This is a genomic window from Sanguibacter suarezii NBRC 16159 (assembly GCF_001552735.1).
GTDB classification, from domain to species: Bacteria; Actinomycetota; Actinomycetes; order Actinomycetales; family Cellulomonadaceae; genus Sanguibacter; species Sanguibacter suarezii.
Genome location: NZ_BCRT01000021.1, coordinates 100699 through 112782, shown reverse-complemented (window position 1 = coordinate 112782; position 12084 = coordinate 100699). Strand labels below are relative to the sequence as shown.

At 70.2% G+C, this 12084-nt stretch carries 10 protein-coding genes; 7 read left to right on the top strand and 3 right to left on the bottom strand.

What is annotated here, in order from left to right:
* Nucleotides 1-47: 47 nt before the first annotated feature.
* The 3 genes from SS2_RS13990 to SS2_RS13980 all read right to left on the bottom strand — a co-directional run bounded on the left by SS2_RS13990 (nucleotide 48) and on the right by SS2_RS13980 (nucleotide 2377).
* A complete protein-coding gene (locus tag SS2_RS13990; RefSeq protein ID WP_083942259.1) occupies nucleotides 48-1169 on the bottom strand; it encodes an LCP family protein in 1122 nt (373 codons plus the stop codon).
* Between the two features lie 100 nt (nucleotides 1170-1269).
* Nucleotides 1270-1638, bottom strand: coding sequence for a DUF2304 domain-containing protein (locus SS2_RS13985; protein WP_066465174.1), 369 nt, complete (start codon nucleotides 1636-1638; stop codon nucleotides 1270-1272).
* A gap of 28 nt (nucleotides 1639-1666) precedes the next feature.
* A complete protein-coding gene (locus tag SS2_RS13980) occupies nucleotides 1667-2377 on the bottom strand; it encodes a glycosyltransferase family 2 protein (RefSeq protein ID WP_066465170.1) in 711 nt (236 codons plus the stop codon).
* A gap of 85 nt (nucleotides 2378-2462) precedes the next feature.
* Between SS2_RS13980 and SS2_RS13975 the strand changes: the two genes are divergently transcribed.
* Genes SS2_RS13975 through SS2_RS13945 form a run of 7 tightly spaced genes read left to right on the top strand, consistent with a single transcriptional unit; the run spans nucleotide 2463 to nucleotide 12083 of the window.
* Entirely contained in the window at nucleotides 2463-3062 is a 600-nt protein-coding gene (locus tag SS2_RS13975; RefSeq protein WP_066465168.1) for an acyltransferase, read from the top strand.
* Nucleotides 3059-4168, top strand: a complete 1110-nt coding sequence (locus SS2_RS13970) for a DegT/DnrJ/EryC1/StrS family aminotransferase (protein ID WP_066465166.1) — start codon at nucleotides 3059-3061, stop codon at nucleotides 4166-4168. Before SS2_RS13975 ends, SS2_RS13970 begins: the two co-directional genes overlap by 4 nt.
* On the top strand, nucleotides 4168-5166 hold the full coding sequence (locus tag SS2_RS13965; RefSeq protein ID WP_066465164.1) for a Gfo/Idh/MocA family protein: 999 nt from the start codon (nucleotides 4168-4170) through the stop codon (nucleotides 5164-5166). Before SS2_RS13970 ends, SS2_RS13965 begins: the two co-directional genes overlap by 1 nt.
* Nucleotides 5159-6376, top strand: a complete 1218-nt coding sequence (locus tag SS2_RS13960) for a glycosyltransferase (RefSeq protein WP_245643592.1) — start codon at nucleotides 5159-5161, stop codon at nucleotides 6374-6376. Before SS2_RS13965 ends, SS2_RS13960 begins: the two co-directional genes overlap by 8 nt.
* A 51-nt stretch (nucleotides 6377-6427) precedes the next feature.
* Entirely contained in the window at nucleotides 6428-8245 is a 1818-nt protein-coding gene (locus tag SS2_RS13955; RefSeq protein WP_066465161.1) for an ABC transporter ATP-binding protein, read from the top strand.
* Nucleotides 8242-10965 (top strand): glycosyltransferase, encoded by a 2724-nt coding sequence (locus tag SS2_RS13950; protein ID WP_066465159.1) that lies wholly within the window; start codon nucleotides 8242-8244, stop codon nucleotides 10963-10965. Before SS2_RS13955 ends, SS2_RS13950 begins: the two co-directional genes overlap by 4 nt.
* Nucleotides 10962-12083 (top strand): glycosyltransferase family A protein, encoded by a 1122-nt coding sequence (locus tag SS2_RS13945; protein WP_066465154.1) that lies wholly within the window; start codon nucleotides 10962-10964, stop codon nucleotides 12081-12083. Before SS2_RS13950 ends, SS2_RS13945 begins: the two co-directional genes overlap by 4 nt.
* Nucleotide 12084: the final 1 nt, after the last annotated feature.

Genomic DNA, 12084 nt, shown 5'->3' with positions numbered 1-12084 from the left:
GCCGGAGAAGTGCGAGCGGCTTCCTGGTGGAGGGATTGTGGAGATCGCTACTGGTCAGCGCTCTGGATTGGCTGATCCGCGGCGATCCGCTCCCACAACGTCGCTGCTTCCTCGGTCCACACCACGCGGGCGGGGTCCTTCGGAGAGGCCACTGTGGGCACCTGGGTGAAGACGATCTCGTCCATCTTCGTGCTGCGCAGGCTCAGTGCTAGACCGGTGATGTCTCGCAGTGATCCGATGGAGTCGCTGACCGTCAACGACTCGGTCGCAGCGTCGAGGAACCGGGTGAGTGACGGCAGGTCGGTGAGGAGATTCTTGTCCGCGACAGCGGCAGCCATGGCGCTCAGCAGAGCCTGTTGGCGTTCGATGCGCTTGAGGTCCGACCCGATCTCCAGTCCCCACCCAGTCCCCGTCCGTGCGCGTGAGAGCTGCGTGGCCTCAAGCGGGGTGAGCACCTGCGGCCCGGCCGCCAGTGTGAGGCCCCCGGCCTTGGGGGAGGAGATCGCCTCAGGGATGGTGATCGGGACTCCGCCGAGAGCCTCGACCATCGCGGAGAAGCCGCTGAAGTCGGCCACCACCGCGCCGTCGAGGTACAGCCCGGTGAGTGACTCGACGGTGGACATCGCGCAGGCGGTCGCCGAGGCGAGATCGCCCCCGTTGAACCAGCCGCGGCTGAAGGCATGGTTGAACATCGTGTCCTGCACCGCAGGCAGCACCCTGCCGTCGCTCGTCCGGCACTCCGGGATGTCGACCAGGGAGTCGCGGGGGATGGAGACGACCTCGACCCGGCTGCGGTCGGCAGACAGGTGCACCACGAGAGTGGTGTCGGAGGCCACCGACGCGTCCGCACCGCCGATCTCCGCATTCCCACCCTCTCGAGTGTCCGAGCCCAGGAGCAGGATGTTGACCGGCACGCCAGCGTTGGGGTCGTCGGGGTCAGGCTCGGGCGCAGCGGGCCGGTCGCTGAGCAGGTCCGTCACGGCGAGGGTCGTGACGTTGTTGTTCAGGGTGTAGATCGCCGCACCGGCACCCACAGCGACGAAGGTCAGGGCGCCGAGCCCCACCATGGCGAGGACACGCCCCGTCCGGGACCGGGCGTGCGAGCGCGCGTGCGCGGGGTTGTGCCCGGGATTGACTGACTCCTCAGGCGGCGAGGACGGCTTGGACATGGAGGCCCTGACTCTGTGGCAGTGAGGGGCGGGCTCAGCATCGAGCACCGTCCACGACGTTTGGACGAGAAGGCACTGATGCCCAGTTTACGGCACCGCGCTACCGGTCAGCCGGCGTCGGCTTCTCCTGGGTGCGCGCCTCGGCGAGGGTGAGCTCCCTCGTGAGGAGGGTGATCTGCCGGGACATCCGGTTCATCCGCCGGTGGCTGGTGGAGATGTAGCTGAGGAAGGCGATGACGAGGGCGTACAGCAGCAGGTCCGCCCCACGACCGACGCCCAGGGCGTTGGCAAGGCGGGTGAGCACCTGGGGGAAGATGACCGACGCCGCGGCGCCCACGACGAAGAGCATGAGGCACACACGCCGGATGGCCTGGTGACGTGCGCCCGCGGTCGAGCGTGTGAGCAGCACGGCGATGCCGGCCACTGCGGCGAGCAGGATGATCTGGATCAGCAGCACGTTGCCGCCCATGGAGCTCCTTCGGTCAGGGTGGTGCGGACTATTTGAAGAGCAGGTCGACGAGGATGTTGACCGAGTTCCACACGGACTGGCCCTTGCCGCGGGAGTAGTCGGTGTAGAGGACGTGGACGGGGTGCTCCTGCCAGGGCAACCCGGTGCGACCGAGCTGGAGCACGATCTCGCTCGCGTGGGCCATCCGGTCCTGGGTGAGGTCGACCCTGGCCGCGGCGGGGACGGTCATCGCGCGCAGCCCGTTGTGCGCGTCCGTCAGGCGCATCCCCGTGCTCTGCTTGGTGAACCACACGGCGAAGGTCAGCACCATGGTCTTGACCAGGCCTGGCTTGGTCCGTCCGTCGAGGAACCGGGAGCCGAAGACGATGTCCGTCGTGCCGCTGGCGATGAGATCGACCATGGCACGCGCGTCGGAGACCTGGTGCTGTCCGTCCGCATCGAAGGTCACCAACGCCCGCGCGTCCGGCTGCTCGCAGACGAAGGAGATCCCGGTCTGCAGCGCCGCGCCCTGGCCGAGGTTCACGGCATGGCTGAGGACCGTCGCACCAGCAGCGCGGGCCGCTGCGCCCGAGCCGTCGGTGCTGCCGTCGTCGACGCACACGATGTTGGGGAAGGTGGGGAGCGCACCGGCGATCACGGAGGCGACGACAGAGGCCTCGTTGTAGAGGGGGATGACGAGCCAGTCGGCGGCGTAGTCCGTGGCAGAGCGCGGATGCTGCGGCGCGGCGGTGTCAACCATGGCGTCATTCTCGCACCGAGTTCCGTTAGGCTCGCGAATGCGCGCGGACGTCGTGTCTGTGCTCCCAGGCGATGTGGAGTGGTGAATGGCTGTCAAGATCGCAGCGTCTGCTGACGTCGACGCAGACGCACAGATCGGTGAGGGCACGCAGATCTGGCACCTCGCCCAGGTCCGCGACGGCGCAGTGCTCGGTGAGCGGTGCGTGGTGGGCCGCGGTGCCTACATCGGCTCCGGTGTGCGTGCCGGGTCTGACTGCAAGATCCAGAACTACGCCCTGGTCTACGAGCCGGCCACCCTGGCCGACGGCGTCTTCATCGGCCCTGCGGCCGTCCTGACCAACGACCGGTACCCCCGTGCCATCAACCCCGACGGCTCGATCAAGAGCGCCCACGACTGGGAGGCGGTCGGCGTCGAGGTCGGCACCGGCGCCTCGATCGGCGCCCGCGCGGTGTGCGTGGCGCCCGTCCGCATCGGCGCCTGGGCCACCGTCGCCGCCGGGGCCGTGGTCACCAAGGACGTGCCCGACTTCGCGATCGTCGCGGGCGTCCCCGCCCGCCAGCGCGGATGGGTCGGCAAGGCCGGCCACCCCCTGGTCGACGACGGCGACGGACGTTGGTCCTGTCCTGTGACGGCGACCGTGTACGAGGCTGTTGACGCCACCCTGAGAGAGGTCGTCCGACTGTGAGTCTTCCCCTGATCCCCGCAGCACAGCCCATCATCGGCGATGACGAGAGGGCCGCGGTCGACCGCGTGCTGCGCTCGGGCATGATCGCTCAAGGCCCCGAGGTCAAGGCCTTCGAGTCGGAGTTCGCCGCCCAGCTCGTGGCAGGTCGGCAGTGCGTCGCGGTGAACTCCGGGACCTCCGGACTGCACCTGGGGCTGCTCGCAGCGGGCATCGGCCCAGGCGACGAGGTCATCGTGCCGTCCTTCACCTTCGCGGCGACCGCCAACTCCGTCGCCCTCACCGGAGCGACACCGGTCTTCGCCGACATCGAGCCGGACTACTTCTGCCTGGACCCCGCCTCGGTGCGGGCCTCGATCACCGAGCGCACCAAGGCGATCATGCCGGTGCACCTGTACGGTCACCCCGCCGCGATGACCGAGCTGCGCGCCATCGCCGACGAGTTCTCCCTCCAGCTCTTCGAGGACGCCGCCCAGGCCCACGGGGCCCAGCTGAACGGCGCCCCGGTCGGCTCCTTCGGTGACTTCGCCATGTTCAGCCTGTACCCGACCAAGAACATGACCTCCGGTGAAGGTGGCATGGTCGCCTGCGCGAGCGACGACATCGCCCGCGGGGTCCGGCTGCTGCGCAACCAGGGCATGGAGACCCAGTACGCCAACGAGGTGGTCGGCTTCAACGCCCGGATGACGGACATTCACGCCGCGATCGGTCGGGTGCAGCTGACCAAGCTGGCCGGCTGGACCGAGCAGCGTCAGACCAACGCCGGCCTGCTCGACGCCGGTCTCGGTGGCCTGGCCGGAGTCACTGTCCCGCCCGTCCACGCCGACGCGGTCCACGTCTACCACCAGTACACGATCCGCGTCGCAGGCGACCGCGACCAGATGGTCAAGGCGCTGCGCGAGGAGCACGGCGTCGGCTGCGGGGTGTACTACCCGATCCCCAACCACCGCCTGCCCTCCCTCGAGAAGTACGCGCCGGGACTGCACCTGCCGCGCACCGAGGAAGCAGCCGGGCAGGTCATCTCCCTGCCGGTGCACCCGTCGCTGACCACGGGAGACCTCGAGCGGATCGTCGCCGGCGTCGTCGCGGTCGTCAAGGCCGGCTCCTGATGGCGGGCTCACGGAACCTGCGTGCCGGGCTCATCGGTCTCGGTGCGATGGGCCGCCACCACGCCCGGGTGCTGCGCGAGATGGACGGGGTCGAGCTCGTCGCCGTCGCCGACCCCGCCGGTGACCCGCACGGCGTCGCCGGCGCGCTGCCGGTGCTCCACGACGTCCAGGCGCTCATCGCAGCCGGGCTGGACATGGCGGTCGTCGCGGTCCCCACGATCTACCACGAGCCGATCGCCCTGGCGCTGGCCGAGGCCGGCGTGCACACCCTCATCGAGAAGCCCGTCGCCGACTCCGGCGCCGCCGGACAGCGGATCGTCGACGCCTTCGTCGCCGCCGGTCTGGTCGGGGCGGTCGGGCACATCGAGCGTTTCAACCCGGCTCTGCAGGAGCTGCGGCGCCGCCTTGCCGACGGCGAGCTCGGAGCGATCTACCAGATCATCACCCGGCGCCAGGGTCCGTTCCCGGCCCGGATCGCCGACGTCGGTGTGGTCAAGGACCTCGCCTCCCACGACATCGACCTGACCGCGTGGGTGGCGCAGAGCCCTTACGCGACCATCTCGGCCCAGGTCGCTCACCGCAGCGGGCGTCAGTTCGAGGACATGGTGCTCGCCACCGGCAGCCTGGCCAACGGCATCATGGTCAACCACACGGTCAACTGGCTCTCTCCGATGAAGGAACGGGTCACCGTCGTCACGGGGGAGCGCGGCGCCTTCGTCGCCGACACGGCCAGCGCCGACCTCACCTTCTACGCCAACGGCACCGTGCCGACCGAGTGGGACTCCATCGCAGCCTTCCGCGGGGTCTCCGAGGGGGACGTCATCCGGTACGCCTTGGCCAAGCGCGAGCCGCTGCGGGTCGAGCACGAGGCGTTCCGCGACGCGATCCTGGGGATCAGCAAGGACATCGTCACCCTCGAGGAGGGCCTGGCGACCTTGCGGGTCGCTGAGGCGATGGTCGCCTCTGCGCAGAGCGGGCAGAGCGTCCGTCTTGGCTGAGGCGGGGCCCGGAGCGCCCTCGCCTACCGCGCACGTGGTCCTGGCCAGCCGCATCTTCGCTCCCGAGGCCGCCGCGGCGTCGTTCCGGCTCGCCGCGCTCACCGGTGCGCTGAGCCGCTGGGCACGGCGGGTCACGGTGCTCACCGTGCGCCCCACCGCGGACGCCGCTGCCGCCGCCGCGGCGGCCACCGTCCCGGCGAACGTCACCATCACCCGTTGGCCGGTGCTGCGCGACGCCGCAGGTGTGGTGCGCGGGTACGTCCAGTACCTGAGCTTCGACGCCCCGCTCGCCCTGCGCCTGCTGCTCGTCGCGCGGCCCACGGTGGTGGTCAGCGAACCGCCGCCGACCACCGGCGTCGTGGTCCGCGTCGTCAGCGCGCTGCGCCGCGTCCCCTACGTCTACTACGCCGCCGACATCTGGTCCGACGCCGCAGCGAGCACCGGTGCGCCGGCGCCGCTCGTGCGGGTGGTCGCGGCCATGGAACGCTGGGCGCTGCGCGGGGCGCGCGCCGTGATCGCCGTGTCCGACGGCGTCGCGGCTCGCCTCGGCGAGCTGGGCGTGGACCCGGCCGCGGTGACCGTGGTGCGCAACGGGATCGACACCTCGGTGTTCACCCCCGACGGCCCGGTGCCGGTCGACGCCCCGGACGTGCCGTACCTCGTCTACGCGGGGACCGCGTCGGAGTGGCAGGGCGCGGAGATCTTCGTCGAGGCCCTGGCGCGGGTGCGCGAGAGCGTCCCAGACGCCCGGGTGGTCTTCCTCGGCCAGGGCAGCGCGTGGGCGACGATCGCGGCGCAGGCTGCCGCGTTCCCCGACGGTTCCGTCGAGCTGCGGGGTGCGGTCCCTCCTGAGGTCGCCGCGCAGTGGCTGCGTGGTGCGCACGGGGCGCTGGTCTCGCTGCGCCCCGGTTTGGGGTATGACTTCGCCTTCCCCACCAAGGTGTTCGCTGCGGTGGCCTGCGGCGCTCCCGTCCTCTACGCGGGCCCCGGCCCCGCCCGTGACGTCTTGGCGAAGGATGAGCTGGGGATCGTCACGGACTTCTCCGTCGATGAGGTGGCTTGTGCGATGATCGCACTCCTCAGGTCGCCACCGTCCTCGGCATCCAGGGCTGCTCGGGCAGACTGGGCGCGTGAGAACGCATCAGCGACGCGATCCGCGGAGACTGCCGCCGGCGTCGTGCAGAACGCCGGTGGACGCGGTCGACGGTGATGTCCATCGACGTTGATGCCCACAGACCACTCGTGAACAGGACACTTTGACGTGAAGCTCATCTGGCGGACGCTGCACGACGTGCTGCCGCTGCTGCCCGCCAAGGCGAGACGGTTCCTCGGGTTCTACGTGGCGGCCACGAGCGCCCTTGCGCTCCTCGACATCGCTGCGCTCGGGCTCCTCGCCCTCACTCTCTCGACGATGGTCGGAGACAGTGCGACGGTCACGCTGCCCCTGATCGGTGATCTTCCGGAGGGATCGGCGGTCTGGTTGCTCGGAGTCGTCTCCGCGCTCATCGTGCTCAAGGGGATCTTTGCGGTCGCCCTCCAGTGGGTCGCCACGCGCCGCTTCGCGACCTACGAGCTGGAGATCGGCGATCAGCTCTTCGACGCGTACATCAAGGCGCCGTGGACAGAACGGCTCAAGAGAAACACAGCTCAGCTCGTCCGGCTCGCGGACGTGGGCATCGCCAACGCCACAGCAGGCTTCCTGCTGCCGGTCGCGACCCTCCCGTCGCTGCTGACCACCTTTGTCGCGGTGCTCCTCATGCTCGTCCTCGTTCAGCCGCTCACCGCGGCCATCACCCTTCTCTACCTCGGCGTCATCGCCGCGGCTCTGTACTTCGGGGTGTCCAAGCGTGCGCTCATCGCCGGCCGGGTGAACCGGGACTACTCCTTCAAGGTGGCCAGTCTCATGACCGAGATGGTGGGGGCGCTCAAGGAGATCACCCTGCGCGGGCAGGCGCCGGAGGTGGCGCGCGTGGTGCACGCCAACCGTGAGCACACGACGCGGGCACGGTCGAACCTGTCCTTCCTCGGCGGGCTGCCGAGGTACGTCCTCGAGGCAGCGCTCGTGGGAGGCTTCCTGCTCATCGGCGCTGTCACCTACGCGGGTGGCGGCGCCACGGCCGCCATCAGCGCCGTCGCCTTCTTCGGCGTCGCGGGATTCCGCATGGTGCCCGCGCTCACCGCCTTCCAGGCCGTCATGACGCAGACGGCATCGACCATCCCGCACGTGCGCGCGGTCATCGCGGACGTCACGGCGTCGAAGGTGTACATCGCCACCGCCGAGAGGGTGGGCCAGGACCCGATCGCAGACCAGCCCATGAGCCTCGATCTGCACGGTGTCGAGTTCACCTATCCCGGCTCGCGCACGCCGGCGGTGACCGGAGTCGACCTCTCGGTGCCGCTGGGCACGTCGCTCGCCCTCGTGGGGTCGTCCGGCTCGGGCAAGACGACGCTCGTCGACATCCTCCTCGGCCTGCTCGTTCCGTCCGAGGGAGCGATCGAGCTGGACGGAGAGCCGCTGGAGAACGTGCTGGCGGCATGGCGTTCCCGGGTGGGCTACGTCCCGCAGGACGTCTCGCTCTTCGACGCGAGCGTGGCTCAGAACGTCGCCCTGACGTGGACCGAGGACTACGACCGCGAGCGGGTGCGCGAGGCCCTGCGTCGCGCTCAGCTGCTCGATGTCATCGAGGCACGCGAGGGCGGTCTCGACGCACGCATCGGTGACAGGGGCATGGCGCTGTCCGGCGGGCAGCGTCAGCGCATCGGCATCGCGCGGGCACTCTACGTCGACCCGCTCGTGCTCGTCATGGACGAGGCGACGAGCGCCCTCGACACCAAGACCGAGTTCGACGTGTCTCAGGCCATCGCTCAGCTGGAGGGGGAGGTGACTGTCATCTCCGTGGCACACCGGTTGTCGACCATCCGTCACAGCCAGCAGGTGTGCTTCATGAAGGACGGCCGGATCGCGGCCCGGGGCACCTTCGACGAGCTGGTCGACGCCGTCCCCGAGTTCGCTGCTCAAGCAGCTCTCGCTGGCTTGGCAGAACGCTCTGACGACCTCGGTCTGGGCGGTGTGCTGTGAACGCCCCCCTCCTGACCTCGACGAGCCTGCCGACCGTGGACGGCCGCGCGCCACGGGTCGCAGTCCTCGTCTTCAACGACTTCACCGTGGACACCCGGGTCCTCAAGACGGCACAGACCTTCGCGGCCGCCGGGGCGCAGGTCCGTGTGTTCGCCTTCTCGAGCTATCTGGGAATGGCACCGGGGCTGACGGTCCTCGATGACGGCGTGGAGCTCGAGCGGCTGCCGCTCGTGGAGATCGACCACGTGCCCGCGCGGGTCGGCGCGCGAGCCCGGAGGGCCGTCGCGAGACTGCGAGGTGGACGCGCAGAGGGCTCCCGGATCACGGAACCGGCGACGTCCTACGTCACGGACGTGCCGAGCGGTCCAGCGCCGGTCAGCGCGCCGGGTCCAGCGGGCCCTGCTGCGAGCCTGGTCGACCTGTGGATGCGAGCCCACTACACGCTGCGCCTCGCGTCCTTCCAGCACCGCGTCCGGCGAGCGGTCGCGGCATGGGCGCCTGACGTCGTGCACGCCAACGACGCCGACACCCTGCTGCCCGCATGGCAGATCCACCGGACCGCCGGTGTGCCGTACGTCTACGACGCGCACGAGATCTGGACGCACCGAGTCAAGGCAGGCAAGCGTCCGGTGGCCCGGAGATGGGAAGCGTGGGTCGAGAAGCGCCTCGCGCCTCGCGCTGCCGGGACCATCACCGTCTCGCCGAGCATCGTCGACTGGATGCGCACCAACCTGCGCCTCACGCAAGATCCCACCCTCATCCGCAACATCCCCCCGCTGCAGGACCGCGACCTCACCCGCGCGGACGGACGGCTGCACGAGCTCGCTGGGCTGGACCTCTCCGCACGGGTCATCGCCTATTGCGGAGCGATCACCGCGAACCGCGGCATCGAGGAGACGGTCGCGGCGCTGCCGTACCTCGACGACTCCACCCACCTGGTGCTGCTGGGGCGTGGCAGCGAGGTGTATCTCGACACGCTGCGGGCCAGCATCGAGGCCCAGTCGCTCAGCGACCGGGTGCACTTCGCGGGGATCGTCCCTTCGGCGCAGGTCCCTGCGGCGCTCATGGACGCCGACGCCTCGGTGGTCTTCGTGCGTCCGGTGACGCTCAACCAGCGGTACTGCCTGCCCAACAAGCTCTTCGAGTCCATCCACGCGGGTCTGCCGATCGCGGCGACCAACGTGCCAGACATGGCGGAGATCGTCACCTCGCACGGCGTCGGGGAGGTCTTCGACCTCACCGGTCCGCGTGAGACGGCGGAGGCCATCACCAAGGTGATCGCCCAGTCCGCGCAGTTCCGGGAGGCAGCCGTCCGGGCAGCTCGAGCCCTCAACTGGCAGCAGGAGGCAGAGCGCCTGGTGGGCCTGTACTCCACGGTCATAGGGCAGGACGGCGGCGGTGCGAGGACCGGGTCCGCTCGACGCGGGACTGGTCGCGTCGCACGAGCTGCTCAGGGGGTGGCGGCCTTCTACGTCAAGCACCAGCGCCGCCTCCCTCGACGCGTGACCACTGCGGTGGAGGCGAGGGCTCGGCTCTTGCCGCCACGGCTGGGAGACGCCTACGACCAGGCGATGTACCGGTTCACCTCGCACGACCGGGTGCCCCCGCCAGCGCTGCCGCTCGCGAGCAACCGCCTCTACGTCGCACCGACCAACTACGCCGGTCAGGGGAGTGCCCTCGCCCGGACGGCTGAACGCCATCGTGGAACGGGTGCGGTGTCGATGAAGGCCGTCGCGGGGGCGGGTCGCAGGCCCGCCTTCTCGTACCCGGTGGACTACGCCGTGCCCAAGAACGTGTATCTCGGGTCACGCATCTGGCAACGCGACCAACGCGCTTATGTGGGCTCCTTCACCCACGTGATCGCCGAGTCCGGGCAGCCGCTGTTCTCCCCGGACGGGCCAGGGGCCAGCAGGACCGAGCTGCTGCGCCTCCTCGACGACGGCATGCAGGTCGCCTTGCTCTTCCACGGCACCGACATCCGGTTGCCGAGCCGGCACGTCACCCTCACGCCGTGGTCTCCCTTCGCCGACGGCGCGCTCGGGGACACTGCAGTGTTCGAGGCGCAGTCTCAGGCTCACCGCAACGACGCCGACGTTCTCCACGCCCGTGGCGTCTCGGTCTTCGTGACGACCCCCGACCTGCTCGCCGACGTGCCCTATGCGACGTGGTGGCCCGTCGTCGTGGAGCCAGCCCGGTGGCGTACCGACACTCTCCCGCTGCAGCGGGCGGTGCCTGTGGTCGTGCATGCGCCCAGCAGTGCTGCGGTCAAGGGCAGCGACCTCATCGAGCCCGCCCTGGAGGCGCTCGCCGCCGAGGGGATCATCGAGTACCAGCGTGTCCAGGGGGTGCCGTGGGAGGAGATGCCTGCTCTCTATGCCCGCGCCGACATCGTCCTGGACCAGTTCAGGATCGGGAACTACGGGGTCGCCGCGTGCGAGGCCATGGCAGCCGGGCGACTGGTCCTCTCGCACGTCACCGATGCTGTCCGCGAGGCTGCGGCAGGGACGTATGGCCTCGACCTTCCCGTCCTGGAGACGACCGCCACCAGCGTCGCCGACAGGATCCACGAGATCCTCGCTGACCGACCTCGGTTCCAAGAGCTTGCCGCAGCCGGACCTGCCTACGTCGACCGGGTCCACGATGGTCGCGCCTCCGCTGAGGTGCTGGCGCCCTTCCTCGCCGGGACCGGCATGCCCGCCAGCAGGGACGCTGCGAGGTGACCGCCGCGATCATCTCCCGGCGCGACTTCGACGCCGTGGCGGCGCCGGCGCCGGTGGTGGACGTCGTCGTCGCCGTGCACGACCTGGGCCGGCCGGTGGCGCGCACCGTCGCCTCTGCGCTCACCACCGACTGGGACCGGAGCGGCGCCGTCCGCGTCACTGTCGCCTGCCACGAGCTCGAGGCCGACGACGTCGCAGCGCTCCTGCCGCAGGACGCAGCGCCCTTCACCCGGCTGCTGGAGGTCCGCGACGGTCTCGGCAGCCCATCGGGGCCCTACAACGCCGGCATGGACGTGGCTTCTGCGGAATTCGTGACGATCATCGGCTCGGACGACTACTACGAACCGGGAGCCCTGCAGGCATGGTGTGCCGCGGCTGACGAGCAGGTCGACGTGGTGCTCGCGCCCATGCGGCTGCAGACGGGCGAGGTCATCAACACGCCTCGGGTGCGGCCACGCCGGACCGAGCAGCTCGACCCGGTCGCCGACCGGATGGCGTACCGCACCGCGCCGCTTGGGCTCCTGCGCCTGTCCACCCTGGACCGGATGGGGCTGCGGCTGGAGGAGGGGATGGCCGTCGGCGGTGACATCGCCTTCACCGTCGAGCTCTGGCACGCCGCGTCGCGCGTGGACCTGGCCGCCGGCGCCCCCAGATACGTGGTCGGTGTGGATGCCAGCACGCGCGTGACTACCACCGTGCGCCCCGTGACTGTCTCCCTCGCGCCCTACGCCGCGCTTCTTTCACGTGACTGGTTCAGAGCTCTGCCGGCCGGGTACCGGCGGGCCGTCGCCATCAAGATCATGCGCATCCACGTGCTCGACACGGTTTCGCGGCGCTCCTCCGTGGACTCGTGGGGCGAGGGCGAGGTGGCCTATGTACGTCACGTCGTCACTGAGCTGCTGAGGTGCGGACCCGCAGCGCTGCGTCCGTTCTCGCGCGCGGACCGCAGTGTCCTGGACACGATCCTGAGACCTACCTCCACCGCGCGCGACATCGTCGCGGCGACGGCTGCCCGTGCCGTGGCGGGGCGGTGGGCGCACCTGCTGCCTCCCGCGCCGTGGAACGCCCTCGATCGTGAGAGCACCCTGCGGTACTACCTCGCCGACAGGTTCCGGTAGA